This is a genomic window from Pseudomonas soli (genome assembly GCF_021283165.2).
In the GTDB taxonomy this organism is placed as follows: Bacteria; Pseudomonadota; Gammaproteobacteria; order Pseudomonadales; family Pseudomonadaceae; genus Aquipseudomonas; species Aquipseudomonas soli.
In genome coordinates, this window is record NZ_CP128543.1 from 2,588,220 (window position 1) to 2,606,044 (window position 17,825).

11 protein-coding genes and 2 pseudogenes are annotated in these 17,825 nt (G+C 64.7%); 12 read left to right on the forward strand and 1 reads right to left on the reverse strand.

Annotation, left to right across the window (positions count from 1 at the left end; translation table 11 throughout):
- The 5 genes and pseudogenes from LU688_RS12115 to LU688_RS12135 form a co-directional block, all read left to right on the forward strand.
- Positions 1-1,008 (forward strand): annotated as a pseudogene (locus LU688_RS12115) (chitinase); the annotation flags it as partial.
- Positions 1,009-1,361: 353 nt separating this feature from the next.
- Positions 1,362-2,297 carry a DNA-3-methyladenine glycosylase family protein gene (locus tag LU688_RS12120; protein ID WP_094011110.1) on the forward strand — a complete coding sequence of 312 codons (936 nt, stop codon included), beginning with the start codon at positions 1,362-1,364 and terminating at the stop codon, positions 2,295-2,297.
- A 215-nt stretch (positions 2,298-2,512) separates the two neighbouring features.
- Positions 2,513-3,028, forward strand: coding sequence for a sigma-70 family RNA polymerase sigma factor (locus LU688_RS12125; protein ID WP_023630684.1), 516 nt, complete (start codon positions 2,513-2,515; stop codon positions 3,026-3,028).
- The gene (locus LU688_RS12130) at positions 3,025-3,945 is read left to right on the forward strand and encodes a FecR domain-containing protein (protein ID WP_094011111.1); all 921 of its coding nucleotides are present in this window, start codon (positions 3,025-3,027) and stop codon (positions 3,943-3,945) included. The genes LU688_RS12125 and LU688_RS12130 overlap by 4 nt, the downstream gene beginning before the upstream one ends.
- Positions 3,946-4,117: 172 nt before the next feature.
- Positions 4,118-6,529: a TonB-dependent siderophore receptor gene (locus LU688_RS12135; RefSeq protein ID WP_094011112.1), complete on the forward strand. Its 2,412-nt coding sequence runs from the start codon at positions 4,118-4,120 to the stop codon at positions 6,527-6,529.
- A gap of 82 nt (positions 6,530-6,611) precedes the next feature.
- Here LU688_RS12135 and LU688_RS12140 read toward each other — a convergent pair.
- Positions 6,612-6,980: pseudogene (locus LU688_RS12140) on the reverse strand (LLM class flavin-dependent oxidoreductase); the annotation flags it as partial.
- A 415-nt stretch (positions 6,981-7,395) separates the two neighbouring features.
- Here LU688_RS12140 and LU688_RS12145 point away from each other — a divergent pair.
- The 7 genes from LU688_RS12145 (at position 7,396) to LU688_RS12175 (ending at position 17,818) form a co-directional block, all read left to right on the forward strand.
- A complete protein-coding gene (locus LU688_RS12145; RefSeq protein ID WP_094011113.1) occupies positions 7,396-8,820 on the forward strand; it encodes a DUF1329 domain-containing protein in 1,425 nt (474 codons plus the stop codon).
- A 23-nt stretch (positions 8,821-8,843) separates the two neighbouring features.
- Complete coding sequence (locus tag LU688_RS12150; protein ID WP_323873483.1) at positions 8,844-10,490, forward strand: DUF1302 domain-containing protein; 1,647 nt, start codon at positions 8,844-8,846, stop codon at positions 10,488-10,490.
- A 14-nt stretch (positions 10,491-10,504) separates the two neighbouring features.
- The gene (locus LU688_RS12155) at positions 10,505-12,913 is read left to right on the forward strand and encodes an efflux RND transporter permease subunit (RefSeq protein WP_177182905.1); all 2,409 of its coding nucleotides are present in this window, start codon (positions 10,505-10,507) and stop codon (positions 12,911-12,913) included.
- A 10-nt stretch (positions 12,914-12,923) separates the two neighbouring features.
- Positions 12,924-13,877, forward strand: a complete 954-nt coding sequence (locus tag LU688_RS12160) for a WD40/YVTN/BNR-like repeat-containing protein (protein ID WP_094011116.1) — start codon at positions 12,924-12,926, stop codon at positions 13,875-13,877.
- Between the two features lie 239 nt (positions 13,878-14,116).
- Positions 14,117-15,478 carry an NAD(P)/FAD-dependent oxidoreductase gene (locus LU688_RS12165; protein WP_094011117.1) on the forward strand — a complete coding sequence of 454 codons (1,362 nt, stop codon included), beginning with the start codon at positions 14,117-14,119 and terminating at the stop codon, positions 15,476-15,478.
- Between the two features lie 63 nt (positions 15,479-15,541).
- Positions 15,542-16,258, forward strand: coding sequence for a hypothetical protein (locus LU688_RS12170; RefSeq protein ID WP_094011118.1), 717 nt, complete (start codon positions 15,542-15,544; stop codon positions 16,256-16,258).
- 75 nt (positions 16,259-16,333) lie between these two features.
- Positions 16,334-17,818, forward strand: coding sequence for a flavin monoamine oxidase family protein (locus tag LU688_RS12175; RefSeq protein WP_094011119.1), 1,485 nt, complete (start codon positions 16,334-16,336; stop codon positions 17,816-17,818).
- Positions 17,819-17,825 lie beyond the last annotated feature (7 nt).

Consider the following 17,825-nt stretch of genomic DNA (forward strand, 5'->3'; position numbering starts at 1 on the left):
ATGGCAACGATTGACTTTACCCAACTCAAGGCAGCGCAGGATGACGCTGCATCGCGGATGCCCAGCCTGGCGGGCAAGAAGATCCTCATGGGCTACTGGCACAACTGGCCGGCCGGCCCGGCGGATGGTTACCAACGCGGGCAGTTCGCCAACATGAGCCTGGAGGAGGTGCCGCGCGACTACAACGTGGTGGCGGTGGCCTTCATGAAGGGCAGCGGCATACCGACCTTCAAGCCTTACAACCTGTCCGATGCCGAGTTCCGGCGCCAGGTTGGCGTGCTCAACAGCCAGGGCAGGGCGGTGCTGATGTCCCTGGGCGGCGCCGATGCGCATATCGCCTTGAACCCGGGCCATGAACAGCCGCTGGCCAATGAAATCATCCGCTTGGTGGAGACCTACGGTTTCGACGGGCTGGACATCGACCTTGAACAGAGCGCGATCGATTTCGCCGCCAACAAGACGGTCCTGCCTGCCGCTCTGAAACTGGTGAAGGATCACTACGCCGCCGAGGGCAAGCATTTCATCATCAGCATGGCACCGGAGTTCCCCTACCTGACCAGCGCGGGGCGCTACGTCGACTACCTCAAGGCACTGGAGGGGTACTACGACTTCATCGCCCCGCAGTTCTACAACCAGGGGGGCGACGGACTCTGGGTGCAGGAGGCCAATAATGGCAACGGCGCCTGGATCGCGCAGAACAACGATGCCATGAAGGAGGACTTCCTGTTCTACCTGACCGAGAGCCTGGTTAGTGGCACCCGCGGCTTCACCCGGATCCCGGCCGACAAGTTCGTCATCGGCCTGCCGGCCAACGTCGACGCCGCCGCCACCGGCTATGTGATCAACCCGACGGCAGTGACCAACGCGTTCAAGCGTCTCTACGCCAAGGGCGTGTCGATCAAGGGCCTGATGACCTGGTCGGTCAACTGGGACAGCGGGGTCAACAAGAACCACGTGCCTTACAACCAGGAGTTCAGCCGGCGCTACGGGCCGCTGATCAACAGTGGCAACAAGGCCACGGCGTCCACCGACGCCTGATCGAGCTAGCATCCGGCAGACGTGCCTGATGCCCGACAGTCGAGGCCTGTCGGCTTGATCACCGCATGAAGATCCGATGCCGCAAGGCATCGGATTTTTTGTGCCTGGTCGCTAGTGTGGTGTTTCACAAATAACGACCATAACTCGCGGCGCTTTTTGCGCTCATGCGGTGTTGTCGCTCCTCGCCGTAGCTGGGCTACGACTGGTCGCGACGCCTTGCCTGAGCGCAAAAATCGCTCGCGATTTATTGGTCGTATTTGCAAAACACCACACTAGGGCGCCGGTACGAAAATGGCGAGTCACTGCTACCCACAGGGGCTACCATGTCACCCATGGCCAATATCAACGACACTACCGAAAACGACGCCTGTTACCTGGCACTGAAAGCGCACGATGCGCGCTCGAACGGCTGTGTTGCCCTGGGCTGGCGTCCGCCCTATGACACTGCCGCAATGCTCGGCTTTCTGCGCCTGCGGGCGATACCCGGCGTGGAGCGTGTGGAGGAGGGGATATACACCCGTACGCTGCATCTCATGCAGGACGGTCAGGAACATTGCGGCTGGTTGAGCGTGGCCTTTGACGAGGCGGGCACCCAGGTGCGAGTAAGGATCAGCGATTCCCTGACGGGCGTCGTGCCCACGGTGATCAACCGCGTGCGCGCCGCGCTCGACCTGGATGCCGACCCGCTCGCCATCGACGCCGTGCTGCACAGTGCGTTCCCTTCGGGCGCGGGCCTGCGCGTTCCGGGAACGGTTGACGGTTTCGAGCTGGCCGTGCGCGCCGTGCTGGGCCAACAGATCACCGTGGCCGCTGCGCGCACATTGGGCGCACGCCTGGCCGCGGCTTTCGGGCAACCCATCACAACGCCGCTGGCTGGCATGGACCGTCTGTTCCCCACGCCCGCCGCGCTGATTGCGGCCAGCGGGGATGAACTGGGCCGGCTGGGCATCACGCGCCAACGCCAGGCGGCGCTCAAGGCACTGGCCGAGGCGGTGCTGGAGGGTGGCCTGGTCCTGAGCCCGGGTGTGGACATCGCGGCCACCTGTGCCCGCTTGCGCGCACTGCCGGGGATCGGCGACTGGACCGCGCAATACATCGCCTTGCGTGCGTTGCGCTGGCCCGATGCCTTCCCGGCGGGCGATGTGGCGCTGCAAAAAGCCCTGGGGGTGAGCAGCGCACAGGCGGCAACGCAAGCCGCGCAGGGCTGGCGACCCTGGCGCGGTTATGCAGTGCTGCGCGCCTGGCAAAGCTTGCACTGACAGGGCAGCCACGAACCCATGCCTAGCCTGAGATTAGAACGCTCCGCTGCCAGGGGCAGCATTGGCGTCGTGAGTTTGGCTTCATGAGGAGTTTTTCTGCCGGACCTCAATCCCTGCGAACCCTTTCACATGCCAGCATTCCCAATCCCTTCCTCACTGAGTACACTTGAGACAAGTTCTTATTTGCACCTGGTAATCTTTTTTAGGGAGGCGTGATGTCCACCGTTGTTCCCGATGGCACTGCGCACACCGGCCTGGAAACACTATACCGTGAGCACAGCGGCTGGCTGCACGGCTGGTTGCGCCAGCGTCTGAACAACTCCGCCGATGCCGCGGATCTGGCCCAGGACACCTTCATCCGGGTGCTGTTGGCGCGCACCGCCGGCACCCTCAAGGAGCCGCGGCACTACCTGGCGACCATCGCGCGCGGGCTGACCATCGACCTGTACCGCCGCCGCAGCCTGGAAAGCGCCTACCTTGAAGCCTTGGCGCAGCAGCCGGAGCGTTATGCGCCCTCGGCCGAAACCCACGCCGCGATCCTCGATACCCTGATGGCCATCGACCGTATGCTCGATGGGCTGGGCCCGCGCACGCGGGCTGTGTTTCTTGCCGTGCAACTGGATGGCCTGAGCTACGAGAAGACTGGCGAACGCCTGGGTGTTTCGGTGAGCACCGTGCGCAAGCACCTGGCCCGCGCGCTGATGCATTGCCTGCTGGTCGAGGACGCATGAAGGCCATTCTCAGCGCGGCGGTGGACTGGTACGTGCGCCTGCATGACAGCAATGTCGATGACGCCACCCGCGCCGCATGGCAAGCCTGGTGCACGGCCGACCCTCGCCACGCCGCAGCCTGGGCGCGCCTGGAGCAACTGCAAGGCCGCCTGGGCAGCGCCCCCCGCGGTGCCGCACAGACTCTGGAAATCGCCCGGCGCGACCGGCGCCATGCCGTGAAGGCACTGGCGCTGTTGCTCGGCGTCGGGGCCGTTGGTTGGCAGGGGTACCGGGCTTCGCCCTGGAGTGCCGACTATGCGACACGGATCGGCGAGCGCCGCCGACTGACCCTGGCCGATGGCACGCGCCTGGACCTCAACACCGACAGCCGTGTCGATGTTCGCTACGACGCGGGCCAGCGCCTGATCCAGCTGCAGCGCGGCGAGATCCTGGTGGAAACCGCCAAGGATGCGCGGCCACTCAGCGTGCGCACCGTGGCAGGCGACATCCTGGCCCTGGGTACCCGCTTCAGCGTGCGTCAGGACAACGACGTGAGCCATGTGGCGGTGGCCGCCCATGCCGTGGAGGTGCGGCCCAGCCGGGCGTCGCAGGTGGTGCGTATCGACAGTGGGTACAGCCTGAGTTTTGCCGCCGACCACATCGGCCCCCTGCAACCCTTGGCCCCCGGCGGCCAGGCCTGGGCCGAGGGCATGCTGGTCAGTGTCGACTGGCGCCTGGACGAGGTGGTCCACGAGCTGGCGCGCTACCGCCCCGGTTATCTCGGCTGCGCCGGTGAGGTCGCGGGCTTGCGCCTGTCTGGCGCATTCAACCTGGACGACACCGACGTCGCCCTGGCCAGCCTGGAAGACGCGTTGCCGGTTCGCGCACGGCGCATGACGCGCTACTGGGTGCGCATGGAGCCAATCGGCAAGGGGTAGGGGGCCCACGATCGTGGAGGCCCGAGCCGGGAACCGTGGGTGAAATCTCATCCGCTCTCAAACATTCGAGAATTTTTCGCATTTGGGGTAGCAGATTTCCTTCGCTGCTTCGGCTCTTGAGGGCGCGCGCATCAAGCGTGCCCAAGCCAACCCGAAACAGGAACCCTTTTTCATGTCCGCACGCCGTACCTCGCTAGCCTGCAGTATTCGCCAGGCGACCCTCGCACTGAGCCTTTGCGGCGCCGCGCTGGCGACCTCGACCGCCTGGGCCGCCGCGCAGCGCTACGATATCCCGGCCGGCAGCCTGGCTTCCGCGATCAGCCAGTTCGCCGCCGCCAGCGGCGTGACCATCAGCTTCAGCAATGACGAAACCAGCGGGCTGCATTCCTCGGGGCTGCACGGCAGCTTCGAGCTGGAGCAAGGTTTCTCCGCGTTGCTGCAGGGATCGGGGCTGCGCGTGCAGCAGGTGGGCGACAAGCGCTATGTGCTGAGCAAGGTGCAGAACGACGGCGCCGTCGAGCTTGGCGCTACCAGCGTCGATGCCTTGGGCCTGGGCAGCACCAGCGAAGGCACCGGCAGCTACACCACAGGTTCTGCCAGCACCGCGACCGGCCTGCGCCTGTCGGCACGCGAGACGCCGCAGTCGGTCAGCGTGGTCACCCGTCAGCAGATCGAGGACCAGAACCTGACGGACGTCACCCAGGTGCTCGAGCAGACGCCGGGCGTGGTCGTCGACAGCATGGGGCCGGCCGGCAGCGACGCCAACCATATCTATGTGCGCGGCTTCCAGGTCGGCAGCATCCAGGTCGATGGCGTCAACCGCCCCGATACCTTCGGTTTTCGCGACGACCTGGCCGACATGGTGTCGTACGACCGGGTCGAGGTGGTGCGCGGAGCGACCGGCCTGATGTCGGGGACTGGCGATCCCGGTGCCACCATCAACCTGGTGCGCAAGAAGCCGACCCTCGAGACGCAGCGCAAGCTGACCCTCAAGGCGGGCTCCTGGGACAGCTACCGTACCGAGCTGGACCTGTCCGGCAAACTGTCGGAGAGCGGCCACGTGCGCGGGCGTCTCGTCGCCTCGACCACCGACAGCCAGAGCCATGTCGACCGGCAGTCGCTGGAGCGCCAGGTAGCCTACGGCGTGGTGGAGTGGGACGTCACCGACAACACGATGTTGACCGTGGGCGCCGAGTACCAGGAGATGGACAACGACGGCGCAGGCAACCACGGCTTCCCGATGTTCAATTCCGATGGCAGTCACTTCAAACCGTCGCGATCGTTCAACTCGGCTTCGGACTGGAGCTACCACAAGCGCCGCACGAAAACGCTGTTCACCACGCTGGAACACCAGCTGGACAACGGCTGGCAGTTGAAACTGAATGCCGAGCACAGTCGCCGCAGCTATGACGACACCTTCGCCACTGCCGCCGCCGGTAGCGTCAAGCCCGATGGCAGCGGTATCAGCACCTGGACCGGGCGTTGGGCGGGTGAGCCCCGGCAGACGTCGTTCGACCTGTCCGCCAGCGGCCCGTTCGAGCTGCTTTCTCGCGAGCATCAAGCGTACCTCGGCGCCAGCCACTACCGGGCCTACTACCGTAATCCCGGTTACCAGCTATGGACGAGCCAGCCGATCGACAACATTCATACCTGGGACGGTTCGCTGGCGATTCCGGACGCCATCCACAACAAGTATTCGCAAGATGCGCTGGACGAAACCCAGGACGGCCTGGTGGCGTCGGTGCGTTGGAGCCTGGCCGATGACTTGTCGCTGATCACCGGCGCGCGGGTGATCGATTGGAAACGCGACGAAACCGGGACCACCCTGTCAAGCGGCGCGACCACGCGCACCTCGCGCAGCGAAACCGGGGTTGTCACGCCCTACGTGGGGCTGGTCTACGACTTCGCCGAGAACTGGTCGGCCTACGCCAGCTATACCGCGATCTTCAAGCCGCAGAGCAGACAGGATGCCAGTGGCGGCTACATCGAGCCGCTGGAAGGTGTGAACTACGAGTTGGGTATCAAGAGCGAGTTCTGGGACAAGCGCCTGACCACCGCCTTCAGTGTCTTCGAGGTGCAGCAGGACAACCTGGCCGTGGCTGATGGCGACAAGCTAGCACCGAACGGCGACCAGGCCTACCGCGCCGAATCCGGCACCAAGACCCGTGGTTTCGAGATGGAAATGGCGGGGCAGATCCTGCCTGACTGGCAGGTTTCCGCCAGCTACACCTATGCCCAGGCCGAAGATTCCGATGGCAAGCGTCTGCTCACTGAGGTGCCGCGCGATACCTTCAAGCTGTTCACCAGTTACCAACTGCAGTCCTTGCCACAGTTGAAGATTGGCGGCGGTGTGCGCTGGCAGGGGATGGAGTACAAGAAGAACGCCGGCCCGAACCAGGAGACGTTCAACCAAGGCGCCTACAGTGTGGTCGACCTGATGGCGCAGTACGCGTTCACGCCGCAGACCAGCGTCGCCTTGAACCTCAACAACGTGCTGGATGAGAAGTACTACTCCGCGATCGGTGGGCGCGGGTGGTACGGCACCCCGCGCAGTGCCACGGCGACGTTGGTCTACGCATTCTGATCCACGTCGGGCAGGTCGGGTGGCGCACATGGCTGGGGCCACCCGACATACCGCGATGGACAGGCTCTGCGGCTGCCTGGCGCTACCAGCTTTGTGAATGAGGCTGCGGCCCAGGCAGCGTCGGAAACAATGGCAACACCTCCTCGGCCAGCTCCTGGATGATCTCCTGTGCTGGACGCCTGGCCATCTGCAGTCCCAGCGCGGCGTGGTTCACCCCGGCCTCGCGCCATTCCTCCAGCAGTTCGACCAGCCCATGGCGCCCTGTGCGCAGCACGTAACCACCCTGCAGGGGCGTTTGGGGAAAGTGTGGGTCGTCGTCCAGGTCGATCCATTCATTGGTCATGTGCGGGCGGAAACCGTCACCCGGTATCGCTTCACGCCAGGCGTGGACCTTTGCCGCCAGGCGCAGCGGCCCGTGCCTGTCGTGGGTGGCGTGCGGGTAGGTGAGCCAAAAGCTCGAGTGTCCGCCAGTGCAAGCGTTCATCGTTTGGCTGGGAAGGGAGCTTGTCGGAGACCAGAGCGCAGGGGACTCGTTTTGATAGGTGCGCAAAACCCCACCACTCACCTTATTGCCTGACCGGAGCGACAACATATTTAGGTAACACATGTTTCGTAAATTCACGCTTTTGGTGCAGGCGTAGTCCCAACAACGTGCACTGATGAGTTTTCAAGTATCACATATCAATCGTTATAAAAATGATAACTAAATGATAAATATGTAGAAAACACTTGTTACGAAATTGGCATGTGGTTTGCTCAAGGCTTTCTGCCCGGGTACGCGCCCGGGGTGTCGAACTGACCCTGTCGTCCTCACTCCTGGCATCAGGAATGACCGGCGGCAGCTCAAAGCCTATGAGGACCTTCCAATGAAAGACGTGATTCAGCACCTTTATGGCGGCCATGCCTGCTGCGCAGTAGCCCGGCCGTTGGTGGTGGCGCTCGCGGCCCTGGCCGTCTTCGGCTCGGCCCAGGCTGCCGGGACTGACGCCGGGCAGTTGGGCGGCAAGCTGACCCCCCTGGGCGGCGAGGTGGCGGCCAACGCAGACGGCTCGATCCCGGCCTGGGTGGTCCCCGGCAAACAGGACTCGGGATGGAGCTATGGCCAGGTACGCGGCCAGCACTGGAAGTTCAAGGACGACAAGCCGTTGTTCAGCATCGACGCCGGCAATGTGGCACAACATGCCCAGCAACTGTCGCCCGGCCAGCTCGAGCTGTTCAAGAAGATCCCGGGTTATCGCATGGACGTCTACCCGACGCGGCGCAGCTGCGGCGCGCCGGACTTCGTGGTCGACAACACGCGCAAGAACGTCGGCTTCGCCACTCTCGACCGCGAAGGCCTGGCGTTGCAAGAGGCCCATGTTCCCGGCATTCCGTTCCCTCTGCCCACGACGGGGGCCGAGGTCATGTGGAACATGAAGATGCGCTACCGCGGGGTCGGCTTCGACATGTCCAAGACGGTCTCCGGATTGTCGCCGCGCGAGGCGGGCGGAAGCTGGCTGCGCACTTCCACCGACTGGTTCATGTATACCCCTTGGGGGCAGAAGGGCAGTGCGCTGTTCTCCTCGTTCGACCGCCTGGAAGTGGCCACCTACTTCAACTACTACGAGCCGGCCGCCCTGGCGGGCCAGGCGGGGGTGGTCACCACCAAGGCCGGGGAGCAGGCCAGCACCTTCTACTACTTCCCCGGGCAGCGACGGGTACGGCGCATGCCGTCGTACTCCTACGATGCACCGCAGATCGGCCTGGACAACCAGTACACCATCGACGAGTCGAACATCTTCTTCGGCCCCATGGATCGCTTCGACTGGAAGCTGGTCGGCAAGCAGGAGCTGCTGGTGCCGTACAACGCGTTCGGTGCCTATGACGGTTCGGCGCGCATCGAGGATGTCGCGCAGCAGAGCGCCATCGCGCCCCAGGCACGCCGCTACGAGCTGCACCGGGTCTGGGTGGTGGAGGCCAACGTGCGCCAAGGCATGCGTCACCAGGCGCCCAAGCGGGTGTTCTACATCGACGAGGACAGCTGGAACGGCCTGATGGCGGTCGACTACGACAAACAGGGGCAGATCTGGAAGGTTCGCGAGGGCTACACCATCCCGGTCTACGAGACCGGCACCTGCGACATGGAGGCCCAGGCCCAGTACAACCTGGTCGATGGCCGCTATCTCTACGACATGACCTCCATCGGCGTTGGCAACAAGGATCATCGCTGGCTCACCGAGGATGCCGGTAACCCGCGCCTGAAGCGCGATTTCTACACCTCCGACAACCTGCGGGCCATCAGCGAACGTTGAACCTTCACCTCTAGAGCGCCGTCATGAAAAAAACAATCACAAAAGTTTCAGGCCTTGCTATTGCGTGCATGACCCCCTTGGCAATGGGGTTCACCTTTGAAACCGAATCCGTCAGGGGGGCTTTCGACTCGACGATTTCCTATGGCATGGGCGTACGCACCGAGTCCCGGGGTTGCAACCTGATCAATCAGGGGGCGACGGGCCATCACCCTCCTGCGGGGTGCTTGGCCCAGACTTCAGGTATCGGCGACCAGGGCGATCTCAACTACGACAAGGGCGACCTGTTCACCCACTACCTGAAGGGCACTCACGAGCTGCTGCTCAAGATGCCCGAGGATTTCACCTTCATGGCCCGGGGCAGCTGGATTCGCGACTTCGCCGCCAGCGACACGACGGGTGCGCTGTCCTTCAACACACCGGCGGACGTGGGTAGCGACGGCCTGACCCGTTCGGCACGTGATGACCTCGAGTTCAAGGCGCGCCTGCTCGACCTGTGGGTGAGCAAGGGCTTCGACGTGGGCGATCAGCGCGTACGCGCCCGGCTGGGCAACCAGGTGATCAACTGGGGCGAAAGCCTGTTCGTGCAGGGTGGTATCAACAACACCAACGCCTACGATGTGCAGGCCTTGTCGCGCCCGGGCGTGCAGCTCAAGGAAGCCGTGCTGCCGGCGCCGATGCTCAGCGTCGCCTCTGGGCTGGGGGCCGGGATCAACGTCGAGGCCTATTACCAGTTCGCCTGGAACAAGAGCGAACTGCCGCCGGTGGGCAGCTACTGGTCGTACACCACCGCGCTCGGCAAGGGCATGAAGTCGTACGGTTTCGACGACAAGAACGCCCGCGACAGCGGCCAGTGGGGGCTTTCGCTGCGCTGGCAGCCCCAGGACAGCGACCTCAACGTGGGCGTGTACGTGATGCGCTACCACGACAAGCTGCCTTCGCTGACCACTCGGTTGCTTGATCCGGACACCTTCGCCGTGTCGCAGAACTGGGTCTATCCCGAAGACCGGATGATGTATGGCATCAGTGCCAACCTGCCGCTCGGCGACTGGGCGGTGGGCACCGAGCTGTCCTACCGACCGAAGGATGCCGTTGCCCTGAACCCGGTGCTCGACCTGTGCGCGAACAACGGGGGCAAGTGCTGGAAGGACGAGAAGAAGTTCCAGTGGCACCTCACCGGGCTGTACAGCATGACGCCCTCCAACTCGCCGCGGCTGCTGGACCTGACAGGGGCAAGCACCGGCACCCTGCTGACCGAGCTGGTGGTCATCAAGTACCCGGGGCTGCACGACAGCTACGACGGCGAGGTGATCGCCGCCGGGGCCAACACCTGGCAGCTAGACCCGACCAGCACACCCAAGGCCCACGGCGACAAGACTTCTTCGGGGATCAACCTGGACTTCAGCCTGACCTACGACGGCACCCTGCTGCCCGGTTGGCAGGTGACCCCGGGCATCTTCTATGCGCGCTCGCTGGGCGGGCGCACGCCCAACCTGGCGGCAACCTTCACCGAAGACGCCAGCAGCCTGAACCTGTACCTCAACTTCGTGCGCAACCCCGCCAGTTGGCAGCTGTCGTTCAACTATGCCAAGTTCATGGGGGGCGACACGGCCTACGACCAACTGCTGCGTGACCGCGACTATGTCGGCGTGGTTCTGTCGCGCACTCTGTGAGGCCTGCCGTGAACATGTCTATCGATGTATCGAAGCAATCGCTGCGCGGCGTCCTGCCGCGCATCGAGGCCGGTCTGTTCGGGCACCGGCGTGTGGTGCTGCTTATCCTGGCCTTGTTCACCACGGTGATGGCCTGGTTCGCGGTGCATTTGCGCATGGATGCCGGGTTCGAGAAACAGCTGCCGATCGGCCACGAGTACGTGGAAACCTTCAGGCAGTATCGTGGCGACTTGCTCGGTGCGAACCGTCTGACCCTGGTGGTCAGGGCCCGCGAAGGCAGTATCTGGAGCGAGGCGGGCCTGCGTCGTCTGTACGATGTGACCCAGGCGGTGACGTTCCTGCCAGGCATCTCTCGCAGCAGCGTGCGCTCGCTGTGGACGCCCAACGCGTTCGTCAACGAGATCACCGAGGAGGGGTTTCGGGCCGACCCGCTGGTACCCGGGACGGTGACGCCCGAGCGGTTGGACAGCGCCACCATCGCCCGGATCGCCGACTCCACCGCCCAGGGCGGCTTCATCGGTACCCTGGTTTCCCGTGACCAGCGCAGCGCGATGATTACCGCCGAACTCAACGAGCGTGACGCCAAGGGCGAGCGCCTGGATTACGTGGCCTATAACCGGGTGCTGGAGGAGCAGATCCGCCAACGGTTCGAGGATGCGCAGTTCGAGGTGCAGATCATCGGCTTCGCCAAGCAGATTGGCGATATCGCCGATGGCGCGGCGGCGGTGCTGGAGTTCTGCCTGCTGGCCCTGTTGCTGACTGCGGTGGCGGTGTACTGGTACTGCCATTCGCTGCGCTTCACCTTGCTGGCGCTGGGCTGTTCGCTGACATCGCTGGTCTGGCAGTTTGGCAGCTTGCGCCTGTTGGGCTACGGACTAGACCCACTGGCGGTTTTGGTGCCGTTCCTGGTGTTCGCCATCGGTGTCTCCCACGGGGTGCAGCAGATCAACTACATCGTCCGCGAGATCGCCGCCGGCAGCACGGTCGCGGTGGCGGCGCGCTCGAGCTTCCGCGGGTTGCTGGTGCCGGGCACCTTGGCGTTGGTGACGGCCTTCGTGTCGTTCATCACCTTGTTGCTGATCCCCATCCCCATGGTGCGCGAGCTGGCGATCACCGCGGCGCTCGGTGTGGCCTTCAAGATCGTCACCAACCTGGTCATGTTGCCGCTGGTGGCCTCGATGCTGAAGGTCGATGGCCGTTACGCGGCCCGCGAGGAGTCCGCCCGCGAGCGTCGCGCCGCACGCCTGGCGTGGCTGGCCGCGCTGGCCGAATGGCGCAATGCGCGCTGGGTCATGCTGGTGGCCTTGCTGGTGTTCGCCACGGCCGTCTGGCAGAGCCACGACCGCGTGGTTGGTTCGCTGCAGGCCGGGGCACCGGAGCTGCGCGAAGACGCGCGCTTCAACCGCGATGCGCTGGCCATCGCCAGCCACTACGACATCGGCCTCGACTGGCTCAGCGTGGTCTTCGAAGTGCAGCCCGGGCGGCTGGGTGACGCAGGTGGCAACGCCTGCGAGGACGTCGAGCTTGGGCAATACCAGGACCGCTTCGCGTGGGCGATGGAAGGGGTGCCGGGGGTGCTGTCGGTGGCGTCGTTCTCCTCGGCCATGCGTCAGTTCAACGAAGGCTACAACGAGGGCAACCCGAAGATGAGCGCGGTGCCGATCGATGCGATGAACTATTCGTCGTTGGCCGCTGAAGTGGCACGCAGCCCAGGCCTGATGCGCAACGATTGCAGCATGACCGCGGTGCACCTGTACCTGGCGGACCACAAGGCCACCACCATCGGCCGGGTGATCGAGGCGGCCAAGACGTTTCGCGCCGAGCAGCCGTTGCCCGGCGTTGCCGTACGCCTGGCTGCCGGCAATGCCGGGGTGATCGCCGCCATCAACGAGGAGGTGGAGAAGAGTGAGACGCCGATGCTGCTCTATGTCTATGCCGCCATCGCCTTGCTGGTGCTGGTGGTGTATCGCGACTGGCGCGCCGTGCTGGTGTGCTGCTTGCCGTTGACCATCGGCACCTTCATTGGCTACTGGTTCATGAAGACGCTGCAGATAGGCCTGACCATCGCCACGCTGCCGGTGATGGTGCTCGCGGTAGGTATCGGGGTGGATTACGCCTTCTACATCTACAACCGCATCCAGCTGCACCAGGCCGATGGCCAGCCGGTGGGGGTAGCGGTGGCGCTGTCGCTGCGCGAGGTGGGCATGGCGACCATCTTCACTGCAATCACCCTGGCGGTCGGCGTGGCCACCTGGGCGTTTTCCGCGCTCAAGTTCCAGGCGGACATGGGCAAGCTGCTGGCCTTCATGTTCATGGTCAACATGGTGATGGCCATGACCGTATTGCCGGCGTTCGCGGTCTGGCTGGAACGGATCTTCCCACGCAAGCGCCCGGTGCGCAGGATCGGCGCGCTGGCGCATTGAGGAGAGCGGTATGGGATACCTGAAAACACTGTTGGGCGTCACCCTGGCGACCGCCTCCTGTTTGGCAAGCGCCCTCGAAGCGGTGCCGGCGGCACCTGTCGCGCACGCTACCCAGGCCATGTTGCTGGGGGCGGCCTGGGCGCAGAAGCGGGTGGTCGCGGTGGGCGATCACGGCGTCGTGCTGCTCTCCGATGACAGCGGGCGCAACTATCACCAGGCCCGCTCCGTGCCGGTCTCCAGCAGCCTGACCGGCGTCAGTTTCGCCGATGCCAGGCATGGCTGGGCGGTGGGCCATTGGGGGGCGATTCTTGCCAGCGACGATGGCGGCGAGCATTGGCAGGTCCAGCGCCTGACCCCTGACCAGGACAGGCCGCTGTTCGCCGTGCATTTCTTCGACAACCTGCGGGGCGTGGCGGTGGGGCTGTGGTCGCTGGTGCTGACCACCGACGATGGCGGGGCGACCTGGACCGAGCGCAACTTGCCGGCACCTGCGGGCGCCGGCCGCGCGGACCTCAACCTGATGAGCCTGTTCGTCGATGATCGTCATCACAGGCTCTATGCCACGGCCGAACGCGGGCAGCTGTTGCGCTCCGACGACCGAGGGCAGACCTGGCGATACCTGGACACCGGCTACGACGGCACGCTCTGGACGGGCGCTGTGTTGCCCGATGGCGGGCTGCTGGTGGGTGGGCAGCGTGGCACCTTGTTGCGCGGGACGCCTGACGGCGCGTCGTGGCAGCGCATTGCGCTGGACAGTCGCAGTTCGATCACCTCGATCGTGGTGGACGGCCAGCAAGTGGTCGCGGTGGGGCTCGATGGCCTGCAGGCGCGCAGCGAGGACGTTGGGCGCACGTTCACGCTGTCACGCCGCAAGGACGGCGTGTCGCTGACCGCCGCGCTGGCCGGTGGCGAGGATGGGCCGTTGCTGTTTTCCCGGCGTGGACCGGGGAAAGCTTTGCCCTGAAGTGTGTGCCGGCTGTGGCATCAAGCGGCACAAGCGCATCGTCCTGAACCTGTGCACACCCCTGGCGATCCTGGGCAAGGATGCTCTTTATTAAAATACATAACACTAGTTGCGTTAAATCAATCAGCGCAGTAGAGTCGAAAAAACACAACAACAAGCCGCAGGAGGATCGTCATGTGTGCCAGCCGCTTCTCGAGCGCCTGCCGCACAGCGGTTTTACCGCTGCCTGGAGAGCGTGCATGAATACTTTCAGCGATACATCGCAGCCCAACCCCGGTTCACAGCGGTTCCGCCTGCTGGGCGGCTGGGTCGAGCGCCCGGACGATCTGCAGCCAGCGCTGGAGGGCGATGTCAGTGCCGATGTGGTCATCATCGGCGCAGGTTTCGCCGGCCTGTCCACGGCACTGGAGCTGACTGCGCTGGGTGCCAGCGTGGTGGTCCTGGAACAGGATTTTGCAGGCTTCGGCGCCAGTGGCCGCAACGCTGGATACCTGGCCGGCAGCATGGGCGTGGAGTTCGAGCTGTTCCACAAACGGGTGGGCGTGGAGCAGGCGCGGAAAATAGTCGCGTTCTACGATGAAGGTGTCAGCTACGTGGAACGGCGTCTGGGTGAACTGGCCATCGACTGCGACTACAACCCCTCCGGCATCATCCGCGCCGCGGTGCACCCGTCCCAGGAGAAGAAGCTGCGCCACGGCATGGCACTGGGGCAGCAGTTGGGCTCTGTCACGCGCTTCGTCGAACCCGATGAAATGCGCGCCCGCGGGATCCCGCCAGCGTTCCTGTTCGGCTGCACGCAGCACGGCGGCACGCTCGATCCCGGCAAGTACGTCATGGGGCTGCGCCGCGCCGCCCTGCGGGCCGGGGTGCGACTGTTCGAGCAGACCCGGCTGTTGTCCTATCAGGAAGGCGCAACCGTCATCTGCCGCAGCGAACGCGGCAGTGCCAGCGCGCCATTCATGGTTTTGGCCACCAATGCCTACACGCCGCAGTTGGGGCTGCTGCGCGACAAGGTGGTGCCGCTGCGGGTTTCGGCGATCGAGACCGCGCCGTTGTCCAAGGCGCAGCTACAGACCCTGGGATGGCAGGGCAGAGAAGGGATCGTCACCCCGCACTGGACTATGGAGAGTCATCGCCTGACGGCGCGTGACACCTTGTTGGTCACCACCAAGCAACTTGGCTATGCCTACGGCTCGGCCACGCCCAACCAGCCGGATGTGTCCGCCTACAAAGCCTTGCAGCAGGCTTTGGGCGAACGTTTCCCAACGCTTCGTGGCACCCCCATCCATGCTTGCTGGAGCGGTTATATCAGCCTGGCCTACGACGCCTTACCCGTGGTCGGCGCCACAGGTGCCCGCGACAACATTCTCTATAGCGCCGGTTGTTCCGGCCATGGCGTCGGTACCCAGTCGCTAATTGGCCACCTATTGGCCGAACGCATCGGCGGTATCGAGCACCCGCTGCTGGCGGCGCTACGCCACAAGACACCTTCGACCCTGCCCGAACCGCTGCAGTGGTGCGCCATGCAGGCCGCTCTGGCGGGTGTGAACGTGCTCGACCGCCAACTGAACCGCAAAGCCCGGGCCTTCCAGGCCCAGTAACTTTCTCTACTGCGCAGGCCAGCCCGCCTGAGGCCGGCCCGCGCTCGCAACCTTGGAGCACGCATGAACAGCAATTCCAACGAGGCCGTCCGAGTGACGGCCTGGGCTGCGATCCTGGGCGGTCTGTTTGCCTACCTGAACGTCGGCTTCATGCTGATGGTGACGCACGGCGACATGACGGTGACCCTGGATGGCGCGCAAATGCTGAGTTTGCCGGAGCAGCTGCGGCAGTACTTCAGGCTGTCGATGTTCGCCGACCTGTTGGGTTTCTACCTGCCGTTGCTGGTGATCGGCGGCTACCTCTGGCGGGCGTTCCGTGACCAGGCCGGCGCATTGGGTGACGTGGCCGCCCTGGCCATTGCCACGTACGTGGTCCTGGGCGTGGTGGGCGCCGGCTTGCAACTGTCGGTGCTCAATACCCTCGCGGCGCTTCACCAGAGCGGCTCACCGGCGGTGCAGGCCGCCGCCGAAGTCACCTGGACCAGCATTGCGGTGGGCAGCCAACGCGGGCTGTGGTGGTGCGAGGGGCCGGTCGTGCTGTTCTGGGGGCTGGTGGTCGGCAGCCAGTTGAAGCATGCCGGATGGGGGGCTTCGATCCTGTTGCCGCTGAAGATCGTCGGCTGGTGCTTCGGCCTGTACTTCATCGCGGGGTTTTTCCCGCAGCTCGATGCCCTGACCAATGTCCTGCTGGTCATCGTGGTGCTGATCTTCCCGTTCTGGATGATGCTGTTCGGCGTGCAGTTGCGCCGACGCTCGCTGCGCCTTGCGCTTGGCGCGTGACCCGCAGGTTCGCCAGCCGTACCACGCGCTGCCCGAAGGCGCGTGCTCAAACTACAACCGTGCGAGGTATGCGAAATGGCTGAAAAGCCCCCCTCCAATTCATTCGATCTCAAGCGTCGGCAATTGCTGAAGTTCGCCGGCGCCACGGCGGCCGTCGGTGGCCTGGGCCTGCACGCGTTGCCGGCAAGCGCCGAAGGCACGGCCCGCGTTCGCGACAGCGATGATGGCGTGCTCGACGTCGCGATCATCGGTGCCGGCATGGCAGGGCTGACCGCCGCACGCGACCTGCACAACGCAGGCTGCCAGTCATTCGTGGTGCTGGAGGCACGCAATCGTGTCGGCGGCCGGGTGCTGAACCATGACCTGGGCGGGGGCCAGATCTCCGAGGCCGGCGGCCAGTGGATCGGGCCTGGGCAAACTGCGGTGGCCGACCTGGCGCGTGAGCTCCAGATAGATACTTTCCCGACCTACTACCAGGGCAAGACCGTAGTGCTTGGCGGGGAAGGGCGGCTCGAGGTTGACCTGCACGGCACCTTCGGCACGGACGAGCGCATCGGCGCCAAGCTCAGCGAACTGTCCAAGGTCGTGCCCTCTGGCGCCCCCTGGACTTCGTCAAGGGTTGCGGAGCTGGACAAACTCTCGGTGGGCGAGTGGCTGGCCCGGCAAGGCATCAAGCCTGAAGATCGATCGGGGTGGGACACCAGTCTGACCCTCACCGGTGGCGTGCCACCGGCCAGGATGGGGTTGTTGCATTTCCTGTCGATGATCAACTCGGCGAGTTGCGACTACATGAAGCTCGACTCGATCAAGGACAGTGCGCAGGGCACACGTTTCGTCGGCGGCTCGCAGCTGTTGTGCACACGCATGGCCGAGGCGCTGGGTGACAAGCTACGCCTGGCCTGCCCGGTGCGCGAGATCGCCGACTGGGACCGCGAGGTGGTGAGGTTGGTCACCGACCAGGGCGAGGTCCGCGCACGCCGGGTCATCGTGGCGATCCATCCTGCGCTGTGCAACCAGGTACGCTTCCAGCCCGCACTGCCCGAAGGCCGGGCCGCGCTGCAACGTGCCTGGCCCGCCCACAGCCCGGCACGCAAGACCGCCATGGTCTACAAGCGGCCGTTCTGGCGCGACAAGGGGCTCAATGGCCACACCGTAGAGGTGAAGGGGCAGGTGCTGTGGGCGTGGGACAACTCGCCGCCCAATGGCGAAATCGGCGTAATCAACGCTTTTATCGTCAACGCCATGGTGCCGTCCGAACCTGCCGCGGCTCAGCGTGTGCTGGCGCAAATCTACGCACGATCCCTGGGTGACGAAGCGCTGAACCCAATCGGCTATCACGACCATGACTGGGGGCAGGCCGACCCCTGGAGCATCACCTGCGTATCGGCAATCCCACCCGGCTTCTGGAGCCAGCATGGGGAGTCCTTGCGTCCGGCATGCGGCAACCTGATCTGGTCGGGGACCGAAACCGCCGAAATCTGGGCGGGCTACATGGATGGCGCGGTGCGTTCGGGTCATCAGGGCGCGCTGCAGGCGCTCGCTTCGCTGCGTCAGGCTTGAGGGGCGG

Excerpts from the sequence above, each read along its gene's own strand:
- LU688_RS12120 (WP_094011110.1), top strand. The coding sequence starts at position 1,362 with ATGTCACCCATGGCCAATATCAACGACACTACCGAAAACGACGCCTGT.
- LU688_RS12125 (WP_023630684.1), top strand. The coding sequence starts at position 2,513 with ATGTCCACCGTTGTTCCCGATGGCACTGCGCACACCGGCCTGGAAACA.
- LU688_RS12130 (WP_094011111.1), top strand. The coding sequence starts at position 3,025 with ATGAAGGCCATTCTCAGCGCGGCGGTGGACTGGTACGTGCGCCTGCAT.
- LU688_RS12135 (WP_094011112.1), top strand. The coding sequence starts at position 4,118 with ATGTCCGCACGCCGTACCTCGCTAGCCTGCAGTATTCGCCAGGCGACC.
- LU688_RS12145 (WP_094011113.1), top strand. The coding sequence starts at position 7,396 with ATGAAAGACGTGATTCAGCACCTTTATGGCGGCCATGCCTGCTGCGCA.
- LU688_RS12150 (WP_323873483.1), top strand. The coding sequence starts at position 8,844 with ATGAAAAAAACAATCACAAAAGTTTCAGGCCTTGCTATTGCGTGCATG.
- LU688_RS12155 (WP_177182905.1), top strand. The coding sequence starts at position 10,505 with ATGTCTATCGATGTATCGAAGCAATCGCTGCGCGGCGTCCTGCCGCGC.
- LU688_RS12160 (WP_094011116.1), top strand. The coding sequence starts at position 12,924 with ATGGGATACCTGAAAACACTGTTGGGCGTCACCCTGGCGACCGCCTCC.
- LU688_RS12165 (WP_094011117.1), top strand. The coding sequence starts at position 14,117 with ATGAATACTTTCAGCGATACATCGCAGCCCAACCCCGGTTCACAGCGG.
- LU688_RS12170 (WP_094011118.1), top strand. The coding sequence starts at position 15,542 with ATGAACAGCAATTCCAACGAGGCCGTCCGAGTGACGGCCTGGGCTGCG.
- LU688_RS12175 (WP_094011119.1), top strand. The coding sequence starts at position 16,334 with ATGGCTGAAAAGCCCCCCTCCAATTCATTCGATCTCAAGCGTCGGCAA.